The sequence below is a fragment of the Streptomyces flavalbus genome (assembly GCF_042674625.1).
Classification (GTDB): domain Bacteria; phylum Actinomycetota; class Actinomycetes; order Streptomycetales; family Streptomycetaceae; genus Streptomyces; species Streptomyces flavalbus.
Genome location: NZ_JBHTEB010000001.1, coordinates 5215097 through 5236520 on the forward strand (window position 1 = coordinate 5215097; position 21424 = coordinate 5236520).

Annotated in this window: 21 protein-coding genes; 11 read left to right on the forward strand and 10 right to left on the reverse strand. The window is 72.6% G+C overall.

The window, feature by feature from the left end; all coding sequences use genetic code 11:
• Positions 1-114: 114 nt before the first annotated feature.
• Positions 115-888 carry a hypothetical protein gene (locus ACFQZ6_RS23570; RefSeq protein WP_381612191.1) on the forward strand — a complete coding sequence of 258 codons (774 nt, stop codon included), beginning with the start codon at positions 115-117 and terminating at the stop codon, positions 886-888.
• 9 nt (positions 889-897) lie between these two features.
• Here the strand turns inward: ACFQZ6_RS23570 and ACFQZ6_RS23575 are convergent, their stop codons facing one another.
• Positions 898-1416 (reverse strand): hypothetical protein, encoded by a 519-nt coding sequence (locus tag ACFQZ6_RS23575; RefSeq protein WP_381612193.1) that lies wholly within the window; start codon positions 1414-1416, stop codon positions 898-900.
• Between the two features lie 18 nt (positions 1417-1434).
• Complete coding sequence (locus ACFQZ6_RS23580) at positions 1435-2550, reverse strand: magnesium and cobalt transport protein CorA (RefSeq protein WP_381612195.1); 1116 nt, start codon at positions 2548-2550, stop codon at positions 1435-1437.
• Positions 2551-3025: 475 nt separating this feature from the next.
• Here ACFQZ6_RS23580 and ACFQZ6_RS23585 point away from each other — a divergent pair, with 475 nt between their 5' ends.
• The gene (locus tag ACFQZ6_RS23585) at positions 3026-3619 is read left to right on the forward strand and encodes a suppressor of fused domain protein (protein ID WP_381612197.1); all 594 of its coding nucleotides are present in this window, start codon (positions 3026-3028) and stop codon (positions 3617-3619) included.
• A 23-nt stretch (positions 3620-3642) separates the two neighbouring features.
• Here the strand turns inward: ACFQZ6_RS23585 and ACFQZ6_RS23590 are convergent, their stop codons facing one another.
• On the reverse strand, positions 3643-4866 hold the full coding sequence (locus tag ACFQZ6_RS23590; protein ID WP_381612199.1) for an MFS transporter: 1224 nt from the start codon (positions 4864-4866) through the stop codon (positions 3643-3645).
• Between the two features lie 162 nt (positions 4867-5028).
• Between ACFQZ6_RS23590 and ACFQZ6_RS23595 the strand changes: the two genes are divergently transcribed.
• The 3 genes from ACFQZ6_RS23595 (at position 5029) to ACFQZ6_RS23605 (ending at position 7347) form a co-directional block, all read left to right on the forward strand.
• Positions 5029-5670 carry a DUF6758 family protein gene (locus ACFQZ6_RS23595; RefSeq protein WP_381612200.1) on the forward strand — a complete coding sequence of 214 codons (642 nt, stop codon included), beginning with the start codon at positions 5029-5031 and terminating at the stop codon, positions 5668-5670.
• Between the two features lie 134 nt (positions 5671-5804).
• A complete protein-coding gene (locus ACFQZ6_RS23600) occupies positions 5805-6665 on the forward strand; it encodes a PHP domain-containing protein (RefSeq protein ID WP_381612202.1) in 861 nt (286 codons plus the stop codon).
• A gap of 76 nt (positions 6666-6741) precedes the next feature.
• On the forward strand, positions 6742-7347 hold the full coding sequence (locus ACFQZ6_RS23605) for a MarC family protein (protein WP_381612203.1): 606 nt from the start codon (positions 6742-6744) through the stop codon (positions 7345-7347).
• A gap of 6 nt (positions 7348-7353) precedes the next feature.
• Here ACFQZ6_RS23605 and ACFQZ6_RS23610 read toward each other — a convergent pair whose 3' ends face one another.
• On the reverse strand, positions 7354-7506 hold the full coding sequence (locus ACFQZ6_RS23610; protein ID WP_360215009.1) for a hypothetical protein: 153 nt from the start codon (positions 7504-7506) through the stop codon (positions 7354-7356).
• Between the two features lie 191 nt (positions 7507-7697).
• Here ACFQZ6_RS23610 and ACFQZ6_RS23615 point away from each other — a divergent pair, with 191 nt between their 5' ends.
• A complete protein-coding gene (locus ACFQZ6_RS23615; protein ID WP_381612205.1) occupies positions 7698-8591 on the forward strand; it encodes an NYN domain-containing protein in 894 nt (297 codons plus the stop codon).
• Between the two features lie 12 nt (positions 8592-8603).
• Here the strand turns inward: ACFQZ6_RS23615 and ACFQZ6_RS23620 are convergent, their stop codons facing one another.
• Together ACFQZ6_RS23620 and ACFQZ6_RS23625 are read right to left on the reverse strand one after the other, a co-directional pair.
• Complete coding sequence (locus tag ACFQZ6_RS23620) at positions 8604-9503, reverse strand: alpha/beta fold hydrolase (RefSeq protein WP_381612206.1); 900 nt, start codon at positions 9501-9503, stop codon at positions 8604-8606.
• A 91-nt stretch (positions 9504-9594) separates the two neighbouring features.
• Positions 9595-11985 carry a DEAD/DEAH box helicase gene (locus ACFQZ6_RS23625; protein WP_381612208.1) on the reverse strand — a complete coding sequence of 797 codons (2391 nt, stop codon included), beginning with the start codon at positions 11983-11985 and terminating at the stop codon, positions 9595-9597.
• A gap of 511 nt (positions 11986-12496) precedes the next feature.
• Between ACFQZ6_RS23625 and ACFQZ6_RS23630 the strand changes: the two genes are divergently transcribed.
• On the forward strand, positions 12497-13279 hold the full coding sequence (locus ACFQZ6_RS23630; protein ID WP_381612210.1) for a ferritin-like fold-containing protein: 783 nt from the start codon (positions 12497-12499) through the stop codon (positions 13277-13279).
• Positions 13280-13351: 72 nt separating this feature from the next.
• Here ACFQZ6_RS23630 and ACFQZ6_RS23635 read toward each other — a convergent pair whose 3' ends face one another.
• The 4 genes from ACFQZ6_RS23635 to ACFQZ6_RS23650 all read right to left on the reverse strand — a co-directional run bounded on the left by ACFQZ6_RS23635 (position 13352) and on the right by ACFQZ6_RS23650 (position 15345).
• Complete coding sequence (locus tag ACFQZ6_RS23635) at positions 13352-13621, reverse strand: hypothetical protein (protein WP_381612212.1); 270 nt, start codon at positions 13619-13621, stop codon at positions 13352-13354.
• A 264-nt stretch (positions 13622-13885) separates the two neighbouring features.
• Positions 13886-14113 carry a DUF3107 domain-containing protein gene (locus ACFQZ6_RS23640; RefSeq protein ID WP_210923027.1) on the reverse strand — a complete coding sequence of 76 codons (228 nt, stop codon included), beginning with the start codon at positions 14111-14113 and terminating at the stop codon, positions 13886-13888.
• 151 nt (positions 14114-14264) lie between these two features.
• Positions 14265-14912, reverse strand: a complete 648-nt coding sequence (locus tag ACFQZ6_RS23645) for a TetR/AcrR family transcriptional regulator (protein WP_381612214.1) — start codon at positions 14910-14912, stop codon at positions 14265-14267.
• A 208-nt stretch (positions 14913-15120) separates the two neighbouring features.
• Positions 15121-15345, reverse strand: coding sequence for a hypothetical protein (locus ACFQZ6_RS23650; protein WP_381612216.1), 225 nt, complete (start codon positions 15343-15345; stop codon positions 15121-15123).
• A gap of 278 nt (positions 15346-15623) precedes the next feature.
• On the opposite strand from ACFQZ6_RS23650, the gene ACFQZ6_RS23655 reads away from it, so the two are divergent.
• The 4 genes from ACFQZ6_RS23655 (at position 15624) to ACFQZ6_RS23670 (ending at position 21182) form a co-directional block, all read left to right on the forward strand.
• A complete protein-coding gene (locus ACFQZ6_RS23655) occupies positions 15624-16655 on the forward strand; it encodes an alpha/beta fold hydrolase (protein ID WP_381612218.1) in 1032 nt (343 codons plus the stop codon).
• Positions 16656-16663: 8 nt separating this feature from the next.
• Entirely contained in the window at positions 16664-18265 is a 1602-nt protein-coding gene (locus ACFQZ6_RS23660) for a DUF3152 domain-containing protein (protein ID WP_381612219.1), read from the forward strand.
• 200 nt (positions 18266-18465) lie between these two features.
• Positions 18466-20124 (forward strand): DUF3492 domain-containing protein, encoded by a 1659-nt coding sequence (locus tag ACFQZ6_RS23665; RefSeq protein WP_381612221.1) that lies wholly within the window; start codon positions 18466-18468, stop codon positions 20122-20124.
• Positions 20121-21182, forward strand: a complete 1062-nt coding sequence (locus ACFQZ6_RS23670) for a hypothetical protein (RefSeq protein ID WP_381612223.1) — start codon at positions 20121-20123, stop codon at positions 21180-21182. Before ACFQZ6_RS23665 ends, ACFQZ6_RS23670 begins: the two co-directional genes overlap by 4 nt.
• Positions 21183-21424: the final 242 nt, after the last annotated feature.

Genomic DNA, 21424 nt, shown 5'->3' on the forward strand with positions numbered 1-21424 from the left:
CCCGATCGGCTCCGCCTCGGTGAGCGGTCCGGACGGACTGGCTCCGGCTGCGGCGCGGCGCACCGGTACGCTGCGTACGCCGCTGAACGAGACGTCGGAAAGGCAGCCTCACCTGTGACTGCGATTCCCCAGGGCCGTCACCGCGGCCGTAGCGCCCTGGCGGGCGGGATGTGCGCCCTGGCCGTGGCGGGCACGCTGCTGACGGGGTGCGGCGGCGACGACGACCCGGACGCGGGCACCAACGGGGTCGGCAAGCTGCCCCCCGAGAAGATCCAGGCCAAGACCCTCGCCGCCGCCGGTTCCGTGGACGCCGTGCACCTGGCCGGGACGGTCGTCGCCAGCGGGCGCACCTATGAGCTGGACATGCGCCTGAAGCCGGACGGCGGCACCGGCTCGGTCACCGCCCAGGGGGCCACCTTCCGGCTGCTGCGGGTGGGCGACCAACTGTTCCTGATGGCCGACGCGGACTTCTGGAACAGCGAGGACGGCGACGGCGGTGACGGCAAGGGCGGCTCCGACGACGCCGCCACCGGCGAGAAGCTCGGCGGCAAGTACGTGAAGGTGCCCGAGAAGGACCCCTCGTACCAGAGGTTCAGCACGTTCACCGACAAGGACGTGCTCCTGGACAGCCTGCTGACCCTGCACGGCACCCTGGCGACCGACGGCCACCACGAGCAGTCCGGCGTCCGCACCATCCGCATCACCGGCGACCAGGGCACCGGCGGCACCCTCGACGTCTCCCTGGAGGGCAAGCCGTACCCGCTGCGCCTGGTCCGCGGCGGCAACGCGGGCACCCTGAGCTTCTCCGAGTGGGGGAAGGACTTCGCCCTCAAGGAGCCCGCGAAGGACGAGACGGTCGACTACGGCCAGCAGCTCCCGACATCCTGAGAGCGCCGCCTATGACCGCTTCCCGCGCCTCTTGAACAGCAGCCGCGGCAGCCCGGCCGGGATCGGCCGCCGGGTCGTCGCCGGGCTCGGCAGCGGCGCCTCGGCCAGCGGACCGTCCGGCAGCGGCGCGGTGCCGCCGGTCGGCTCCAGCCGCAGCACCCGGCACTCACGCCGCCAGCGGTCGGGCATGGCCTCGCCGTCGGGCGCGTTGAGGCGCTTGCCCTTCAGCTCCGCGACCGCCGCCGCCCACGCCTGCGAGCCCGGCGCCAGCTCCACCACCCGCGCCGTCCAGCTCACGAGCCGTCCGCCCTTGTCCTTGCTGCGGACGGTCACCTCGGCCTCGGCGCCGTCGGTCAGCCCCGGCAGCGGCTGCTCGCCCGGGCCGTCCCCGATCACACAGGCCGCGCCCTCGTGCCACACGTGCCACAGCCCCCGGGCGGCGGGGGCACCAGCGCCCCGCACCCAGACCAGGCCGGACTTCTTGGTGGCCTCCTCCACGAGCGCCCGCTCCAGCAGCTCTCCAGTCATGCGCCCAGCGTAGAACCCCTACAGCCAGCCGTTGCGCTTCAGGGTGCGGTGGATGCCGACGCAGATGACCGCCGTGACGCCGAGGACCAGGGGATAGCCGTACCGCCAGCCCAGTTCGGGCATGTGCTCGAAGTTCATGCCGTACACCCCGCACACCATGGTCGGTACGGCGATGATGGCGGCCCATGAGGTGATCTTCCGCATGTCCTCGTTCTGGGCGACGGACGCCTGCGCGAGGTTGGCCTGGAGGATGGAGTTGAGCAGCTCGTCGAAGCCGGTGACCTGCTCCTGCACCCGGGCGAGGTGGTCGGCGACGTCCCGGAAGTACTTCTGGATGTCGGGGTCGATCAGCCGCATCGGCCGCTCGCTCAGGAGCTGCATCGGCCGCAGCAGCGGCGCCACCGCCCGCTTGAACTCCAGCACCTCACGCTTGAGCTGGTAGATCCGCCCGGCGTCGGTGCCGCGCGGACTGCCCTTGCGGCCCGGCGAGAAGACCTCGGTCTCGACCTCGTCGACATCGTCCTGGAGGGCGTCCGCGACGGCGATGTACCCGTCGGTGACATGGTCGGCGATGGCGTGCAGCACCGCCGACGGGCCCTTCTCCAGCAGTTCGGGGTCGTCCTGGAGCCGGTGCCGCAGCGCCCGCAGCGAACCCTGCCCGCCGTGCCGGACGGTGATGAAGAAGTCCCGCCCGGTGAAGCACATGACCTCGCCGGTGGCCACGACCTCACTCGTGGCGGTCAGCTCGTCGTGCTCGACGTAGTGCACGGTCTTGAAGACCGTGAACAGGGAGTCGTCGTACCGCTCCAGCTTGGGCCGCTGGTGCGCCTGCACGGCGTCCTCCACGGCCAGCGGGTGCAGCCCGAACTCGGTGGCGATGTCCGCGAATTCGGCCTCGGTCGGCTCGTGCAGCCCGATCCAGACGAACCCCCCGTCCCGGCGCACCTGACGCATCGCCTCCTGCGGCGTCAGCGGCTTGGCGGACTCCAGCCGGGCGCCGTCGCGGTAGACGGCACAGTCCACGACGGCGGAGGAACTCGCGGGGTCACGGGTGGTGTCGTACTCGCCCGGGTCCTGGCGCGTGACGGGACGGGACGGACGGACCACGGCACGCAGGTCGCGGATCATCGACATGGCGGGCTCCTTCGCGAGCGAGCAACGCAAGGTCGCCTCGACGGGTGGAACTGCCCGGAATGGGGACGTCCTGACTTCGGGATGTTTGGCACGTCCACAAAGCGGGGAGCACCGCACCGTCACGGTGGCGAGCTTCGCTGCTGACTGAGATCAGGCAGATCAGGCAAGACTCGAGCAAGGCGAAACGAAGTGCTCTTCCGGAGCGAAGGCGAGCGGAGAGCCGCGAGAGGCGGGAAGGCCAGGGGCAGCGAGAGCAGCGGGGTTCAGCAGCCGGAAGAACGAGTGGTACTACCAGGTCGACTTCGATCCATGACAGCCCCACCTCCTCCGGCCGGTCCCTCGTAAGGGAGTTCCTTCGGCGTCGGGCTGATGCGCGACGCTGCCGCGGGCTGCCCGACCACCGGCCAAGAGTATCAGCCGACAGAAGTGTCAAGACGCTGCTTTGCCTGGTACTGACGAGATCTATGCTCGCCGCATGACTGATGTTCTTCCCCTTGTCGAGGCCCGGTTGCGCACCGCGCTCGGTGAACCGGACGCCCGCGCCGCGGTCACCTTCCTCGGTACGGACCGTATCGAGGTGCTCCGGTTCCAGCAGGGGGACGGGGGAGACATCGTCCGCTACGCCACCCTCGGCATGTCCGCGCAGCCCATGGCCGACCCCACGGCGATGCTCGCCGACCCGGTCAGGGGGCCGCGCGCCGAGCTGCTGCTGTCGGTGCGCGCCGGGCGCGCCGACACCGACAAGGTGCTCCGCCCGCTCGCGGTGCTGGCCGCGTCCCCGCAGGTCGAGGGTGTCGTGGTGGCGCCCGGCGCCTCCCTGGACACGGGTGAACCGCTGTGGCCCGGCGCCGCGTTCACCTCGGTGCTGGTCGCGGAGCCGGGCGGTCTGGTCGAGGACCTGGAGCTGGACGAGCCGCTGGACCCCGTGCGCTTCCTGCCGTTGCTGCCGATGACGCCCAACGAGGCCGCCTGGAAGCGGGTGCACGGCGCGGCGGCCCTCCAGGAGCGCTGGCTGACCCACGGCACGGACCTGCGCGACCCCGCCCGCGCCTCCGTACCGCTGGAGTGACCCATCTCACCGTGTGACAGCGGTCAGTTGGCGAAGACGCCCACCCTGTCCTCGGCCGCGTGCCGCGTCTGGAGCCGCTCCGCCTCCAGGGTGAGCGCCCGCCGCCGTACGACGACGATGAGCGCCCCGAGCACGGCGGTGACCGCGGCGACCACGAACGGCACGCGCGCGTCGGTCCACTCCTCGATCTTCGGCGCGAGGTAGGGCGCCGCCGCCGCGGCGAACCAGCGCACGAAGTTGTAGCCCGCGCTCGCCACCGGGCGCGGCGCGTCCGACACGCCGAGCGCCAGTTCGGTGTAGACGGTGTTGTTCACGCCGATGAACGCGCCCGACAGGACGGTGCAGACGACGGCGGTGGTGTGGTCGCCGTAGCCGAGGACGAGCACGTCGGCGGCGAGCAGCAGCAGCGAGCCGCCGAGCACCGCCAGCGAGCCGAACCGCTCCTGGAGGCGCGGGGCGACCAGCACGGAGAACACGGCGAGCAGCACACCCCAGGCGAAGAACACGGCGCCCGACCGGTACGGGCTCATGTCGAGGACGAACGGGGTGAAGGCCAGCACGGTGAAGAACGTGTAGTTGTAGAAGAACGCCGAGGCCGCGGCGGACGCGAGACCGCCGTGGCCGAGCGCCCTGAGCGGGTCGAGCAGCGAGGTCTTCCTGGCGGGCCTGGGCTGTTCCCGGAGGAACGCCGTGACGCACAGGAACCCGACCGCCATCAGGAACGCGGTGCCGAAGAACGGGTAGCGCCAGCTCGCGTCCCCGAGCAGCGCGCCCAGCAGCGGACCGCAGGCCATGCCGAGGCCGAGGGCGGACTCGTAGAGCAGGATCGCCGCCGCGCTGCCCCCGGCCGCCGCGCCGACGATGACCGCGAGGGCGGTGGAGACGAACAGCGCGTTGCCGAGGCCCCAGCCCGCCCGGAAGCCGACGAGTTCCCCGACCGAGCCGGAGGTGCCGGACAGTCCGGCGAAGACGACGACCAGGGCGAGACCGAGCAGCAGGGTCCTGCGACCGCCGACGCGGCTGGAGACGAAGCCGGTGACCAGCATCGCCACGGCGGTGATCAGGAAGTACGAGGTGAACAGCAGGGAGACCTGGCTGGCGGTGGCGTCCAGGCCGGTGGCGATGGACGGCAGGATCGGGTCGACGAGTCCGATGCCCATGAAGGCGACGACGGACGCGCCCGCCGTCGCCCAGACGGCCTTCGGCTGCCGCAGGATGCCGCCCGCTCCCGCGTCGAGGGGGTCCATGTGTGCTCCCGTTCGGATCGGTGGTGTATGCACGCAGTAAGTTAGCTCGGCTAATTAATGTAACATACATGCACTTGTCTCGCGGACACGTTCCGGAGGCGTTCCCTCCGGACGGGTGATCGTCCTTGACGTGGCGGGGCGCGGGTAGGACCGTGGGGCCCTATGAGGGGCGAACCCAGTTGCCCGAAGTGTGGTGGCCGGGTCAGGGCTCCCGGTCTCTTCGCCGATTCCTGGCAGTGTGATGCCCATGGCACGGTGCATCCGGTGCAGCCCGTGATCCCGCCCAGCGTCGAGGCCCTCAGCGTCGTCGTGCACCGCACCCAGGTCCCCGTGTGGATGCCGTGGCCGCTGCCGGTCGGCTGGCTCTTCACCGGCGTGGCCAGCGCGGGCGACGACCGCAGCGGCGGCCGCGCCTCGGCGGTGGCCTGCACCGGGCCGGGGCCGCTGGGCGGGGTCGGTGAGCTGATCCTCGTCGCCGAGGAACTCGGCGTCGGCCTCGGCGCCCGCTACGCGGGCATAGACGGTCCGGACCCGGGGCCGTACATGAACGTCGAGAAACCCGCCCAGGCCAAGGTCCTCGCCGCGGGCCGCCCCACCCCGCTCTGGCTGGTCTCCGGCACCCCGGACGACCGCGCCGTGTTCGCGGGCGAGGCGCTCGGGATGTGGCTGTGGGCGGTCGTCTGGCCCGAGCAGTCCGGGCTGCTGATGTACGACGAACTGGTGCTGACGGACCTGCGGGACGCGGGCGCGGAGGTGGAGCTGGTGCCCTGCGGGGCGCTGTCGCCGCGCTTGCTCGAGCCGTAGGGCGCCCCGCCCTGTCCGGCGTTACCCCGACGTTAGTAGGGGGTGAACGCCAGGTTCGGGTGTGACAAGGGGGGTCGGGGAACCGTTAGTATCAATTGTCCTCGTCTGGTCCGTCGTCGCTTGGAGTCCGTGTCGTGCGCATCGATCTGCACACCCACTCCAACGCCTCCGACGGCACCGACAGCCCCGCCGAGCTGGTGCGCGGCGCCGCCGCGGCCGGGCTCGACGTCGTCGCGCTGACCGACCACGACACCACCCGGGGGCACGCCGAGGCGATCGCCGCGCTGCCCGAGGGGGTCACCCTCGTCACCGGGGCCGAGCTGTCCTGCCGCGTCGACGGCGTGAGTATGCACATGCTCGCCTACCTCTTCGACGCCGAGGAGCCCGCGCTGCTCGCGGAGCGCGAGCTGGTGCGCGACGACCGCACACCGCGGGCCAAGGGCATGATCGCCAAGCTGAACGCGCTGGGCGTGCCGGTCACCTGGGAGCAGGTCGCGCGGATCGCGGGCGACGGCTCGGTGGGGCGCCCGCACGTGGCGTCCGCGCTGGTCGAGCTGGGTGTCGTACCGACCGTGGGCGACGCCTTCACTCAGGACTGGCTGGCCGACGGCGGCCGGGCCTTCGTGGAGAAGCACGAGACGGACCCCTTCGAGGCGATCCGGCTGATCAAGGGCGCGGGCGGTGTGGCCGTCTTCGCGCACCCGGGCGCCGCCAAGCGCGGGCGCACCGTCCCCGAGTCCACGATCGCCGAGCTGGCCGCCGCGGGCCTGGACGGCATCGAGGTCGACCACATGGACCACGACCTCGACACCAGGGCGCGGCTGCGCGGGCTGGCGAAGGAGTTGGGACTGCTCGTCACCGGCTCCAGCGACTACCACGGCAGCCGCAAGACCTGCGTGCTCGGTGAGTACACCACGGACCCCGAGGTCTACGGCGAGATCACCCGGCGGGCGACGGGGGCGTTCCCGGTGCCGGGGACCGGCGGGGCGGCCTGAGCGCCGTAGCCCCGGTTCCTTTCCCTTCCTCTTCTTCTTCTGCTTCTTCCTCTTTCACCGCAAGGCCAGTACCCCCATGTTCGACGTTGCCGTCTTCGGCTCTCTGTTCCTGACCCTTTTTGTCATCATGGATCCCCCTGGGATCACCCCGATCTTCCTCGGTCTGACCGCGGGGCGGCCCGCCAAGGCGCAGAAGCGGATGGCCTTCCAGGCCGTCTGCGTCGCCGCCGGGGTGATCGCCGTCTTCGGCCTGCTCGGTCACCAGATCCTCGACTACCTGCACGTCAGCGTGCCCGCCCTCATGATCGCGGGCGGGCTGCTGCTCCTGCTGATCGCGCTCGACCTGCTCACCGGCAAGAACGACGAGCCGAAGGCGACCAAGGACGTCAACGTGGCGCTCGTACCGCTGGGTATGCCGCTGCTGGCCGGGCCGGGGGCGATCGTGTCGGTCATCCTGGCCGTGCAGAAGGCGGACAGTGTCGGGTCGCAGGTGTCCGTGTGGGTCGCGATCCTCGCCATCCACGTGGTGCTGTGGCTGGTGATGCGTTACTCGCTGCTGATCATCCGGGTCATCAAGGACGGCGGGGTGGTGCTGGTGACCCGGCTGGCGGGGATGATGCTGTCGGCGATCGCCGTGCAGCAGATCATCAACGGGGTCACCCAGGTGATCCAGGGGGCCTGAGCGTCCTTACGACGCCGTGGGGTCGGCGGGGCGGATCCACAGCCGCTGGCCTATCGCGGCGGCCTGCTGGACGATCCGGTTGACGGAGGCGGCGTCCACGACGGTGGTGTCCACGGGCGTGCCGTCGACGTCGTCGAGTCGCATGATCTCGAAGCGCATGACTTCTCCCTTCGTCCGGTCTGCGTTGTTCACTTACGTATGCAACTCTTCGCTTGTTACAAACATTCCCTACGCTAAAGAAATTTTTCGAACGGCTAATTACTGACCGGTAAGTGTCTCTGGGCGTGATCGATTGAGGACCGATCGGGACCGGTTGTGTTCATAGCGTGACCGCCGGGACAATGGAGCTGATGAACGATGACCTCGCGGCCCTGAACGCCCGCATCGACCGCACCAACGAGCTGCTGGAACGGATGCTCGCCGAGGTGGCGAAGACCCCGTCCACCCATGCGATCTTCGTCGACGCCGGGTACCTCTACGCGGCCGCGGGCCGACTCGTCGCCGGAACCGAGGACCGCCGCGCCTTCGACCTGGACGCCGAGGGCCTGATCGACGCCCTGATCGACCGGGCCCGCACGATCTTCGCCGACAGCAGGCTGCTGCGCGTCTACTGGTACGACGGCGCCCGGCGCCGCATCCACACCGCCGAGCAGCAGACCATCGCCGAACTGCCCGACGTGAAGGTCCGCCTCGGCAACCTCAACGCCAACAACCAGCAGAAGGGCGTCGACTCCCTCATCCGCACCGACCTGGAGTCCCTCGCCCGGCACCGCGCCATCAGCGACGCTGCCCTGCTCGGCGGCGACGAGGACCTGGTGTCGGCGGTCGAGGCGGCACAGGGGTACGGCGCCCGGGTGCACCTGTGGGGCATCGAGGCGCCGGAGGGCCGCAACCAGGCCGAGCCGCTGCTCTGGGAGGTCGACAGCCAGCGCACCCTCGACCTGGACTTCTTCAAGCCGTACGTCGCACGGCGCACCGTCCCCGCCTACGAGGCCGGTGCCACCCGGCCCACCCGCGAGGACGTCCGCTTCGTGGGCGCCCAGATCGCCGCCAAGTGGCTGGCCGACCGGGGCCGCGAGGCGCTGGTGGAGCTGATGCCCGGCCACCCCTACCTCCCTGGACCCGTCGACCAGGACCTGCTGGTGGAGGCGGAGGGGATGCTCCAGTACTCCCTGCGCGGCCAGGCGGACCTGCGGCGGGCGCTGCGGGACGGGTTCTGGGACCACCTGCAGACGCAGTACTGACGGTGTTCGGGGTCAGCCGGTCACCGTGTCCCAGAAGTCGGCGACGGCTTCGGCGGTGGGCAGCGGCTGGTCCACGTTGGGGGAGTGCTCGGCGCCCGGGACGACCGTGCGGCGGGCGCGCAGCCGTACCGCCATGTCGTCCAGCAGCGGCAGCGGCCAGGTGTCGTCCCGCTCACCCGACAGGACGTGGTACGGCAGCGGCACGGCGGCCAGCTCGTCGACCAGGTCCGGCTCGGTGCACAACTGACGCCCGGTCGCGAGGAGTTGGGCGGGCTTGTGGCCCAGCCAGCGGCGCCGCAGATGGTCGGTGCCGCCGAGGCCACGGGCCGGGCCGCCGACCTCCTCGGGCGGGCCCATCGCCTGGATCGCCTCCCACACCTCGGCCATCGACAGCCCGGCGAGCGCGTCGTGCAGCAGCTTCACCCGCTGCTGCTGGGACACGGAGATCCGCGCCGGACCGGACGACACCAGCGTCAGCGAACGGAACGGCGCGTGGTCGAGCAGGACCGCCGCACGGGCGATCTGACCGCCGAGGGAGTGCCCGAGCAGGTGCAGCGGGACGCCGTCCGCGTCCGGTGCCAGGGCCGCCGCCTGGGCGAGCACGTCCCGGGCCAACTCGCGCCGCAGGTACGCCGTCTCGTCGTCCGCGGGACCGTCCGACTCGAACTGCCCCCGGCCGTCCACGGCCACCGTGCGGTACCCGCGCGCGGCGAGCGGTTCGTGCACGAGGTGGAAGTCCTCCTTGCTGCCGGTGAACCCGGGCAGCAGCAACGCGACCCCACGGACTTCGGTGCCGGACGCCGCCGGGTGGTCCACGACGGCGAACTCGCCGCGGTCGGTGGCGAGCGCGTAGGCGCGGGCGGCGGGCGGCGGGGTGAAGAAGGGGGAGGGGGAGGGCGAGGGAGCGGTCACGGGGTGAGGGTACGCCGATGGCCCGGCCCCCAGACGAGCTGGGGGCCGGGCCATCGGATGCGCGCGGCGCCGTGACCGCGTGCCGCGCCGGTCAGGCGTCCGTGGACTCCGCGGCGACCGTGGCCTTGCGGGTGGTGCGGCGGGTCCGCGGCTTGACCTCGGCCCCGGACGCGGCCTCGGCCTCCGGTGCGGGGGCCGCCGTCTTGCGGGTCCGGGTGCGCTTCGGCTTGGCCTCGGCGGCTTCCGGCTCCTGCCCGGCCGCCTGGGCCGGGATCTCGGCGGACGCCGTGGCCTTCTTGACGGCCGTCTTGCGGGTGCGGCGGGGCTTGGGCTGCTCCTCCGTCACCTCCGGGGCTTCCGCGACCTCGGCGGCGGTGGCCTTCTTGCGGGTGCGGCGCGGCTTGGCGTCGGTGCCCTCGGCGGTGTCCACCGCGGCTTCGGCGGTCGCGGCGGTCGTGGCGGCCTTGCGGGTGCGCTTGGGCTTGGCCTCGGTGACCGTCTCGACGGTGTCAGCGGGCGTCGTGGCGGTCGTGGCCGTCGTCGCCGTCGTCGCCTCAGGGGCCTCCGCGGTCTTGCGGGTGCGGCGGCGGGGCTTGGGCTGCTCCTCCGTCGCCTCCGGGGCCTCCGTCGCCTCCGTCACCTCGGCGGCGGTGGCCTTCTTGCGGGTGCGGCGGGGCTTGGCCTCCGTGCCCTCGGCGGTGTCCACGGCGGCCTCGGCCGACGCCGCCGTCTTGCGCGTCGTACGCCGACGGGGCTTGGCCTCGGCGGCCTCGGACTCGGCCGTGACGGTGGCCTGCGCCGGGATCTCGGCGGTGGCCGTGGTCTCCACCTCGGCGGTGACCTCGCTGGCGGCGCTCTTGCGGGTGCGGCGGCGGCGCGGCTTGGCGGCGGCCTCCTCCGCGTCGTCCGGCACCGGGGCGAGCGGGGTCTCGGGCTGGTCGTCCAGGACGGCCGGGCCCTCCGCCCGCGTCACGGCGGCCTCGGCGGCGGCCGTCTCCGAGGGCGCCCCGCCACGGGTACGGCGACGGCGGCGCGGGGTGCGCGGCGCCGGGACGGTCTCCGCCTCGGCGGCGTCGAGCGCGTCCGGGGACTGCGCGGTCGGCGTCGCGGCGGCGGTGGCGTCGACCGGGGCCCCGGCGCGCATCCGGCGGCGGCGCCGCGGCGTACGGGAGGAACGGTCGCCGTCGCCCGCGTCCGGGGCGGCGTCACCGGAGCGGTCACGCCTGCCGGAGCGGCCGTCGGCGGGGCGGGAGTCGCCACGGCGGCCACCACGGCGCGCGGTGCGCGCACCTGGCTCGCCCAGGTCCTCCAGCTCCTCCGCCGCCAGCCCGGCACGGGTGCGCTCCGAGCGCGGCAGGACGCCCTTGGTGCCCTCGGGGATGCCCAGCTCGGCGAAGAGGTGCGGGGAGGTGGAGTACGTCTCCGGCGGGTCGTTGAAGTCCAGGCCGAGGGCCTTGTTGATCAACTGCCAGCGCGGGATGTCGTCCCAGTCGACCAGCGTGATCGCCGTACCCTTGTTGCCCGCGCGACCGGTGCGGCCGACGCGGTGCAGGTACGTCTTCTCCTCTTCCGGCGTCTGGTAGTTGATGACGTGGGTGACGCCCTCGACGTCGATGCCGCGGGCGGCGACGTCGGTGCAGACCAGCACGTCGACCTTGCCGTTGCGGAACGCGCGCAGCGCCTGCTCGCGGGCGCCCTGGCCGAGGTCGCCGTGGACCGCGCCGGCGGCGAAACCGCGGCGCTGGAGCTGGTCGGCGATGTCGGCGGCGGTCCGCTTGGTGCGGCAGAAGATCATCGCCAGTCCGCGGCCCTCGGCCTGCAGGATGCGGGCGACCATCTCCGGCTTGTCCATGGAGTGCGCGCGGTAGATGTGCTGCTTGATGTTGGCGACCGTGGCGCCCTCGTCGTCCGGCGCGGTGGCGCGGATGTGGGTCGGCTGCGACATGTAGCGGCGGGCCAGGCCGATGACCGCGCCCGGCATGGTCGCCGAGAACAGCATGGTCTGGCGCTTGGCCGGGAGCATGTTGATGATCTTCTCGACGTCGGGCAGGAAGCCCAGGTCGAGCATCTCGTCGGCCTCGTCGAGGACCAGGCAGCGCACGTGCTTGAGGTCGAGCTTCTTCTGCCCGGCGAGGTCCAGCAGTCGGCCCGGGGTGCCCACGACCACGTCGACGCCCTGCTTGAGGGCCTCGACCTGGGGCTCGTAGGCCCGGCCGCCGTAGATCGCGAGGACCCGGACGTTGCGCACCTTGCCCGCGGTGAGGAGGTCGTTGGTGACCTGGGTGCACAGCTCGCGGGTGGGCACGACGACGAGCGCCTGGGGGGCGTCGGTGAGGTCCTCGGGGCGGGCGCGGCCCGCCTCCACGTCGGCGGGGACGGTGACGCGCTCGAGGAGCGGAAGACCGAAGCCGAGCGTCTTGCCGGTGCCGGTCTTGGCCTGGCCGATGACGTCCGTGCCCGAGAGGGCCACGGGGAGCGTCATCTCCTGGATGGGGAAGGGGGTGGTGATGCCGACGGCGTCAAGGGCCTCGGCGGTCTCGGGGAGGATTCCGAGCTGTCGAAACGTCGTAGTCAGGGTGCTGCCTCTTCTGTGTGCGCGGTGCGAGGCGAGCGCGGGGGTCGTGTCGGACCGTGCCGGGGACGACGGCCGCCTTACGGCGGCCGTAGAGCACGGGACCTCTGCCGACGCTCTAGCACTCGTACCGCTGAGGGTTCCCTCCGATCGTCGTACGCACAGGGGCGTACGGTCAGGGAGGGCTGTCGGGTCGGAGCCGATCGGGCCACCGACCGGGCATCCTCATACGTACCGCCTGTCGAGGTACGTCGAGATACGACGGCGTACTCAGCAGGCGCATTACCACCATACCCCGGAATCGCGCATATGCGATGGCCGATTCGGTCATGTAGTGGTCGTCACATCGGTCCGGGTCGTCGTGGTCACAGTGACTGACCAGGGCCTTCCGGGCCGCCGTGAGCGGGCTATTGTGCGCTGCATGACCAGCTCTGACAAGCCTGACAAGGCCGCCGAGAAGACGACGGCCACCGGTACGTCCCCCGCTCCCGACGCCCGGGCCGAGCACACCGGCGTCGCCGCCCAGGACTGGGCCGCTGCCGCCGCCGATCCGCAGTACCGGGCCGCGGTCGTGGACCTGCTCGGGGCGCTCGCGTACGGCGAGCTGGCGGCGTTCGAGCGGCTGGCGGAGGACGCCAAGCTGGCGCCGACCCTCGCGGACAAGGCGGAGCTGGCGAAGATGGCGTCGGCGGAGTTCCACCACTTCGAGCGGTTGCGGGACCGGCTCACCGAGATCGGCGAGGAGCCCACCAGCGCGATGGAGCCGTTCGTGGCCGCGCTCGACGGCTTCCACAAGCAGACGGCGCCCTCGGACTGGCTGGAGGGCCTCGTCAAGGCGTACGTCGGTGACTCGATCGCCAGCGACTTCTACCGTGAGGTCGCGGCCCGCCTGGACTCCGACACCCGGGGCCTGGTGCTGGCCGTCCTCGACGACACCGGGCACGCCACCTTCGCCGTGGAGAAGGTGCGGGCGGCGATCGACGCCGACCCGCGCGTGGGCGGGCGGCTCGCGCTGTGGGCGCGGCGGCTGATGGGGGAGGCGCTGTCGCAGTCCCAGCGGGTGGTGGCCGACCGGGACGCGCTGTCGACGATGCTGGTGGGCGGCGTCGCGGACGGCTTCGACCTCGCGGAGGTCGGCAGGATGTTCTCCCGGATCACGGAGGCGCACACCAAGCGGATGGCGGCGCTGGGGCTCGCCGCCTGACCCGCCGCCGTCAGCGCCCGGGGTTCCGCCGCCGGTGCCGTCCGCGCCGTGAGCGCCGCGCCCGGCGGTGGTTCAGGCGGTCGCCGAGCGGCGGCGCAGTCTGCCCGCGGGGCGCAGCAGCAGGGACAGGGACGCGGCGGACAGGATCGCCGCGCCGACGAGGACGGTCAGGAAGCCCCCGGCGTCGACGGCGCTGTGCGTGACGAACGCGCCGAACAGGGCCCCGGCGACACCGGTGGACAGGACCAGGGGACGGGCGGGCAGCCGGTGCGGCAGGCGGTGGGCGGCGGCCCACGCCAGTGCCAGGCCGAGGATCGCGGAGCTGATCGCTACCAAGAGCATGTCGGGGTCCTCCCACGCGGCCGTCCTGCCCTAACGGTCGTAGCCCGTCTTACCCCTGACCTGCGGAACGCAATCCTCTTCTGTGGGGGACCTGTGCGCGTGGTGTGAGCGACGGCGGGCGCCCGCGGCATCGACCGGGGGCGGGGTTCAGCGACCGGGGGGGGCGGCGTCCAGCGGCCCGTGCGGGACGGTCCGGGAACGACGGAGGGCGGGGTGCGGCAGCCTGTGCTGGCCGCCGGGCCCCGCCCTCCGCGAGCGATGTGCCTAGAGCGCGCCGAACCCCACCTTGCGGGGGGCCGGTTCGCCGATCTCCACGTAGGCGAGCCGGTCGGCCGGGACCAGGAGCTTGCGGCCGTGCTCGTCCACCAGGCTCAGCAACTGCGACTTCCCGGCGAGCGCCTCGGCGACGACCTGCTCGACCTCCTCGGCGCTCTGACCGCTCTCCAGAACGATCTCGCGGGGCGCGTGCTGCACGCCGATCTTGACCTCCACGGCTATGTCCCTCCGACGGTCAGTGAAGTGCGCGGACCTCCGCGCCGTACGGTGCACACATTAGCCCGGTGAGGGGACGCGCACGCTCCGCGCGAGAACGCTAGGAGTGAACAGCGGGCGGGAACAAAGCCGCGCCCCCCCCGCGCGGGGGTCAGTGCTGCGGCTGGTCGGTGCCGTGCAGCGGGAAGCCCGCGATGCCCCGCCACGCGAGCGAGGCCAGCAACTGGACCGCCTCGTCGCGCGGGACGCTGCGGTCGCTGTGCAGCCAGGAGCGGGCCACCACCTGCGCGAGCCCGCCGAGGCCCGAGGCCAGCAGCATCGACTCCGCGCGCGAGAGGCCGGTGTCCTCGGCGATGACGTCGCAGATGGCCTCCGCGCACTCGGTCGTGACCTTGTCGACGCGCTCGCGCACGGCGGGCTCGTTCGTCAGGTCGGACTCGAAGACCAGCCGGAAGGCGCCGCCGTCGTCCTCGACGTACGCGAAGTAGGCGTCCATGGTCGCGCGGACGCGCTGCTTGTTGTCGGTCGTCGAGGCCAGCGCGTGGCGTACGGACTGGATCAGCGACTCGCAGTGCTGGTCCAGCAGGGCGAGGTACAGGTCCAGCTTGCCGGGGAAGTGCTGGTAGAGCACCGGCTTGCTGACGCCCGCGCGCTCGGCGATGTCGTCCATCGCGGCGGCGTGGTAGCCCTGCGCCACGAAGACCTCCTGGGCGGCGCCCAGCAACTGGTTCCGACGGGCACGGCGCGGCAGGCGCGTACCTCGCGGGCGTGCCGCCTCTGTCTGCTCGATGGCTGTCACGCCGCCTCCCAAGATCGTCCACATGCGGTGTGCGCCGCGCCGCCATCGTACTTTTCGGTAACCGTGCTGTGCGCGGTGCGCAGGCAGAATTTCACGGACCGGACTGCGGCGAGAGCCATACCAAGGGCTTTGAACGGGTGCGAAGCGGGCAAAAAGCTCCTCGTTCCTGTTCGTCCTGCTGTTCAGCGGTGCTTGCACACTGAACGGATCATCGGTAGTCGTCCTCGTCCAGCGGGACGACCCGGGCCTGCTCCGCGAGGTCGGCCTCGTTGGCCCGCGCGGGGTCCACGCCGGTCAGCGGATCGTCCCGGTCGGGGGCGACGTTCTTCTGCTGCTCGGCCGCGTCCGGCTCCGGTGCCTCCACGTCGAAGTCCGGCTCTTCCTGTACGTCGTCGTCCTCGAAGGTCTCGGGATCGGTGGGGTCGACGGCCATGATGGGGCTCCCTTCCTGCCTGAACTAACGTCCCCGTCCTACCTAAGGTCCCCGAAAGATGCAGGGGCCACATGCGGGTGCCCTCTGTACGAGCGTAGGAGACACCCGATCCGGACGCCATGCGGTCCGCGCACGGGACGTCACAGGCTGCGCATCCGGCGGCGGGCGGGAAAGGGGGCGGCGACCCGCGTACGCGGCGTGACGCCTCGCGACCCTCAGTGGCACCTTGTGAGGGCGAACACATGAACCAGTACGTGATCGTCTCGTAACATTGCCGCATGTCTTCGACCGAGCTGCCGCCCGCGCCGCCCGCAAACGTCCTGCCGAAGGTGGCGCCCGTCAGGGTCGCGGAGGGCGAGCGGCTGAGGTCGGTGGGGCTGCCGGGCATCACGCTGACGGTCCGTTCGAGACCACCCGCGCGCGAGGGCCTGCCGCCCGCGCTGTACGTCCACGGCCTCGGCGGTTCCTCGCAGAACTGGTCGGCGCTGATGCCCCTGTTGGACGACGTCGTCGAGAGCGAGGCCATCGACCTGCCCGGCTTCGGCGACTCCCCGCCCCCGGACGACGGCAACTACTCGGTCACGGCACACGCGCGTGCGGTCATCCGCTACCTCGACGCCTCCGGCCGGGGACCCGTTCACCTCTTCGGCAACTCCCTCGGCGGTGCCATCACCACCCGTGTCGCCGCCGTACGGCCCGATCTCGTCCGTACGCTGACCCTCGTGTCCCCCGCCCTGCCCGAGATCCGCGTCCAGCGCACCGCCGTGCCCACGGCGCTGCTCGCGCTGCCCGGCGTGGCCGGACTGTTCACCCGGCTCACCCGGGAGTGGACGGCCGAGCAGCGCGTCCGCGGCGTCCTGGGGCTCTGCTACGGCGACCCCGCGCGGGTGACGCCCGAGGGGTTCCGGCACGCCGTCGAGGAGATGGAACGGCGGTTGGGGCTGCCGTACTTCTGGGACGCGATGGCCCGCTCCGCGCGGGGCATCGTCAACGCGTACACACTGGGCGGCCAGCACGCCCTGTGGCGGCAGGCCGAGCGGGTGCTCGCGCCGACGCTGCTGATCTACGGCGGGCGTGACCAGCTCGTCGGCTTCCGCATGGCCCAGAAGGCCGCGCGCGCCTTCCGCGACTCCCGGCTGGTCACCCTGCCGGAGGCCGGGCACGTGGCGATGATGGAGTATCCGCGCACGGTCGCCACGGCGTTCCGCGAACTCCTCGCGGAGGCGGGGGACACGGCAGTATCCGAGCGGCACCCGCGGAGTGCAGTACGCTCGGGCGACCAGGTCGAATCCGCCAACTCGGGGAGCTGAGGCGCGACGTGGGACGCCACAGCCGTCGGGGGCCAGCCCCCAAGGGCGGCACCACGGAGGCGAAGGACCGGCGCGGGGCGCCAGGTTCCACGCCAGCCGCACCCGCGGCCCCGGCCCAGGGCCGTGGCCGACCGGCGCCGCCGGAGGGGGGCGGCGGGGCGCCGTACGCACCGACACCGGGCCCGGCGCAGGGCCCCACACACGGCCCGGCTTACGGGCAGGCGTTCGGCCCGGCCCACGGAGGCCCGAGACTCCCGGACGGGACGCCCGCACACGGCTTCCCGAGGCTGCCGGACGGGACCCCGGCGCACGGGATGCCCCGGCTGGCGGACGGCACTCCCGCGCACGGCTTTCCGCGGCTGCCGGACGGCACCCCGGCGCACGGGATGCCCCGGCTGGCGGACGGCACTCCCGCGCACGGCTTTCCGCGGCTCCCCGACGGCACCCCGGTGCGCGGCACCCCCCGGGTTCCCGGTGGTCCGCAGGTGCGCGGTGGGCATCCCGAGCAGCGTGAACAGGGCGGGGCCTGGGGCGAGTTGAGGGGCCCGGTGGCGGCTGGCCCGGTCGGCAGACCCGGCGCGGGCATACCCCGCCCGCGGCAGACGCCGCCGAGCGGACCACGCAAGGAGTACGTAGACGCCTTCGACGACGGCGAGGACGACGACCTGTTCGCGCCCCGGGGGGCTCACGAGTCCGCGCTGGCCTCGGCTGGTGTCGCCACCAAGGACCCGTACGCCAAGGCAACCCGCTGGGAGACGGAAACGGACCTCGACGACGCCCCGCCCACCGGCGCGCCCGCGCCGGTCAAGGGCGGCGGCAAGGGACGGACGTTCACGGGCGTCGCCGCCGCCGCGGTGACGACCGTGCTGGCCGTGGTCGTGGCCGGACAGGTCACCGACAGGGGCGAGGACGGCGCCGCCGGGAGCCAGGCCCAGACGCGGGACACGCGCGAGACCCCGGCGCGGGCGGACGGACGTCCCGCACCCTCCGAGTCACCGAGCGCGGCCCCGCTGACGTACGAGCAGAAGATGGGCAAGATGTACGCGCTCAGCCCCAAGCTCGACGGTCCGGGCACCTTCGAGGCGATCCCGGGCATCGACAAGGCGCCGGGGAAGGGCCAGAAGTACACCTATCGGGTGGACGTGGAGAACGGACTCGGCCTCGACGGCGAACTCTTCGCCCAGGCCGTGCAGAAGACCCTCAACGACAACCGGAGCTGGGCCCACAACGGCGGCCGGACCTTCGAGCGCATCCACTCCGGCGACCCCGACTTCGTGATCACCCTGGCCAGCCCCGGCACCACGGCGGACTGGTGTGCGAAGTCCGGCCTGGACACCACGATCGACAACGTCTCCTGCGACTCCGCCGCCACGGAACGCGTGATGATCAACGCCTACCGGTGGGCGCGCGGCGCCAAGACCTACGGCGACCAGATCTACGCCTACCGCGAGATGCTGATCAACCACGAGGTCGGCCACCGCCTCGGCTACTCGCACGTGACCTGCGACAAGGAGGGCGACCTCGCGCCGGTCATGCAGCAGCAGACCAAGTTCCTGGAGTACAACGGCATCCGCTGCCGCCCCAACGCCTGGCCGTACCCCAAGGGCTGACCCCCGGTAGCCGTGCGTAAGCAGCCGAACCCGTAGCGCGACGAACGCGGCCCGCACGGGAAAGTTACGACCGTTCACCCCTTTTGGTGGTGCGACGGACAACCGTCCGTCGCACCACCGCCTTGTCCGCATACGTTCGTCCCGCCGCGAGCCGTCGAAACCAACGGCGGCTCCTCATATGGGAGATCGGGGGTGCACTCGTGCGCATCGGACTGCTGACGGAGGGTGGCTATCCGTACCTGAACGGTGAGGCCAGGCTCTGGTGCGACCGGCTCGTGCGCGGGCTCGGACAGCACGAGTTCGACGTCTACGCGCTCAGCCGCAGCAAGCGCCAGGAGAACGAGGGCTGGCCCCCGCTGCCACCGCAGGTCCGAGCGGTCCGCACGGTACCGCTGTGGCGGACGGAGGACGACGGACCGGCCCTCGGCAGGCGCGCCCGCCGCCGCTTCACCGAGCACTACGGCGACCTGGCGACGGTCCTGACCACTCCCACCCTGGATGTCTCCGCCTCTCAGGCGGACCGTTTCGCCAGCGCCCTCTACGGGCTGGCGGACCTGGCCCGCGACACCGGCGGCCTGCCCACGGCCCTCCGCTCCGAGACCGCCGTACGCACCCTGGAGCGCGCCTGCCGCGCACCGGGCGCCCGGCGCACCGTGCGGGCGGCGCGCGTACCGGACCTGCTCGCCGTGGCCGCGCGGCTGGAACGCGCCCTGCGCCCCCTCTCCCTCGACTGGTACGAGGACGACGCGCTCGGCGCCGTGGACCTGTGCCACGCGGCCTCCGGCGGCCCGGCCGCGCTGCCCGGACTGCTCGCCCGGCACTTCACCGGCGTACCCCTGCTGGTCACCGAGTACGGCGTCCGGCTGCGCGCCCACCACCTGACCTCCGGCGCCGGGGACACCGCCCCGGCCGTACGCGCCCTGCTCGCCGCCTACCAGGGCAGGCTCGCCGCCGAGGTGTACCGGCAGGCCGCCTGCGTCACCCCGGGCAACGGGCACGCCCGCCGCTGGCAGGAACGCTGCGGCGCCGACCGGGCCAAACTGCGCACCGTCTACCCCGGCCTGGACGCGACGCCGTTCGCCGAGGTGGGAGAGGCACCGCACAGCGGCGACCCCAGGACGCTGGTGTGGGTCGGCCAGGTGGAACCGGCCAAGGACCTGGTCTCCCTGCTGCACGCCTTCGCGGAGGTCCGCAAGGCCGAGCCGAGGACCCGCCTCCGCGTCATCGGCACGTCCACCGCGAACACGGCCTACCTCACCCACTGCAAGACCCTCGCCGCCCACCTCTTCCCGGACGAGGCCGAGGGACGGCACGCCGTCGGCGACAACCCCGTGGCCTTCGAGGAGACCGGCGACTTCCCGAGCCTCGCGGACGCCTATGCCTCGGGCGCCGTGAGCGTGCTCTCCAGCGTCGTCGAGGGCTTCCCGGTCGGCCTGGTCGAGGCCATGCTCTGCGGTCGCGCCACCGTCTCCACCGACGTCGGCGCCGTGGTGGAGGTCATCGGCGGCACCGGACTGGTCGTCCCCCCGCGCAACCCGAGGGCGCTCGCCGAAGCCTGCGTGGCACTGCTGCGCGACGCCGGACGCCGTGCGCGCCTCGGTGCCGCCGCCCGCGCCCGCGCCCTCGAACTGTTCACCGTGGAGCAGAACATCGCCGCCTTCCACGGCATCTACCTCGACATCGTGTCGCACAGCCCGGTCCGCCGAGTCGTCCTCGGTGCCACCGGCGAACCCCTCCCGTTCGCCGTCCCCGCCGAGGCCCACCTCCCCGGCCGCTGGACCGACCGCAAGGCCCGCGCCACCCCCACCTGGGCCCCGGGCCCACCGGTACGCGCAACGGCCACGGAGGGAGCCCGATGAACGACCAGACGGCAGCCACCCCCCACCGAAGCGCCGCGGACCCGGTCAGAACCCTGCTGCACCGCCACCGCGACCTGTGCGAACGCGCCGTGGACCCCTTGGAGATCGCCGCCGCCCTGGAGGCCCACGGCATCACCGACCGCACCGCGGCCCGCTTCCGCCACCGAGACGTCTTCTCCCTGGCGGAAGAGATGTACGCCCGCTCCCCCCGCGAAACGACGCCCTCCACCCCCCAACCGCAGCCAGCTCCCGCCCCCCACCCCCTCCGCGCCCTCCTCCCTGCCACCCTGGCGGCAGCGGCGGTGACCGCCTCCCACCTACCCCAGGGCGGCTCCACCCGCCTGCTCATGACGGCGGCGGCCCTCCTGGCGGTCACCCTGGCCCTCAGGGGCCCCCTCTCGCCAACCCCCACCTTCTGGCTCCTCACCTACGCGGCACTCGGCGACGGCCTCCTCCAAACGGCCCTCACGGGCGGCCCGGACACCCCACCGACCGGACTGCCCCAGCCCCCCTGGCCGATCACCACCACCCCCCTCCTGACCCTGGCCCTGGCCTGCGCCCCCGCCGCCTGGTGCACTCACCGCTTCACGTCAGCCGCCCGCCGCCGACTGACGGCCAGCCCACGCCTGGGGGACTTCACCAGCGCGGTCCGCCCCCTCCTCCTGGCCACCGTCGCCCTCTACCTCACCTCCCTCACGGCCCTCCTGGCCGCCTGCACCACCCTCCTCGACACCCCCGCGACCTACGCCCAGACCATCACCCTGGGCGCCCTCCTCTTCCTCTCCCGCCTCCTGGCGACCCACGGCCACCCCCACGCCCCCACCCTGGCCCTCACCGCCGCGGCCACCACCCAGACCCTCGCCCTGGCGACCCTCTTCACGGCCCGCCTCCCACACTGCGCGTTCCTGGCGACCCCGGTGGAAACGGTCGTAGCCGCCTGGGGCCCGGGAGCCATCCCCGCCCTCGTCTCCGGGACGGCGGCACTGACCCTCCTCCTCCACGCGACCCGCACGCTGACCCGGGCGAGCGCCCACGCACACCCGGACGGACCGTGCTGACGCCCGCAGCCGCCGTACGACGCAAGGGGACGGGTCGGGGGTGTCCGCCCGCAGCGGTTGGCGCGTCAACGCGGGCACCTCACCCCCAACCGATCCCGCGCCGTTGCGAGGACGGACACCCCCGACCCGGCCCCGACCCCCCCACGACGGAAAAGCGCACCGCGCACCCCCACGAACCGAAACGGGCTGCCGCAGGCACGCCCAGCCCAAGGGTCTCCGCAGGAGAACACCATGAGAACCAC

Excerpts from the sequence above, each read along its gene's own strand:
- ACFQZ6_RS23575 (WP_381612193.1), bottom strand. The coding sequence starts at position 1,416 with ATGACTGGAGAGCTGCTGGAGCGGGCGCTCGTGGAGGAGGCCACCAAG.
- ACFQZ6_RS23580 (WP_381612195.1), bottom strand. The coding sequence starts at position 2,550 with ATGTCGATGATCCGCGACCTGCGTGCCGTGGTCCGTCCGTCCCGTCCC.
- ACFQZ6_RS23585 (WP_381612197.1), top strand. The coding sequence starts at position 3,026 with ATGACTGATGTTCTTCCCCTTGTCGAGGCCCGGTTGCGCACCGCGCTC.
- ACFQZ6_RS23590 (WP_381612199.1), bottom strand. The coding sequence starts at position 4,866 with ATGGACCCCCTCGACGCGGGAGCGGGCGGCATCCTGCGGCAGCCGAAG.
- ACFQZ6_RS23595 (WP_381612200.1), top strand. The coding sequence starts at position 5,029 with ATGAGGGGCGAACCCAGTTGCCCGAAGTGTGGTGGCCGGGTCAGGGCT.
- ACFQZ6_RS23605 (WP_381612203.1), top strand. The coding sequence starts at position 6,742 with ATGTTCGACGTTGCCGTCTTCGGCTCTCTGTTCCTGACCCTTTTTGTC.
- ACFQZ6_RS23610 (WP_360215009.1), bottom strand. The coding sequence starts at position 7,506 with ATGCGCTTCGAGATCATGCGACTCGACGACGTCGACGGCACGCCCGTG.
- ACFQZ6_RS23615 (WP_381612205.1), top strand. The coding sequence starts at position 7,698 with ATGAACGATGACCTCGCGGCCCTGAACGCCCGCATCGACCGCACCAAC.
- ACFQZ6_RS23625 (WP_381612208.1), bottom strand. The coding sequence starts at position 11,985 with ATGACGCTCCCCGTGGCCCTCTCGGGCACGGACGTCATCGGCCAGGCC.
- ACFQZ6_RS23630 (WP_381612210.1), top strand. The coding sequence starts at position 12,497 with ATGACCAGCTCTGACAAGCCTGACAAGGCCGCCGAGAAGACGACGGCC.
- ACFQZ6_RS23635 (WP_381612212.1), bottom strand. The coding sequence starts at position 13,621 with ATGCTCTTGGTAGCGATCAGCTCCGCGATCCTCGGCCTGGCACTGGCG.
- ACFQZ6_RS23650 (WP_381612216.1), bottom strand. The coding sequence starts at position 15,345 with ATGGCCGTCGACCCCACCGATCCCGAGACCTTCGAGGACGACGACGTA.
- ACFQZ6_RS23655 (WP_381612218.1), top strand. The coding sequence starts at position 15,624 with ATGTCTTCGACCGAGCTGCCGCCCGCGCCGCCCGCAAACGTCCTGCCG.
- ACFQZ6_RS23670 (WP_381612223.1), top strand. The coding sequence starts at position 20,121 with ATGAACGACCAGACGGCAGCCACCCCCCACCGAAGCGCCGCGGACCCG.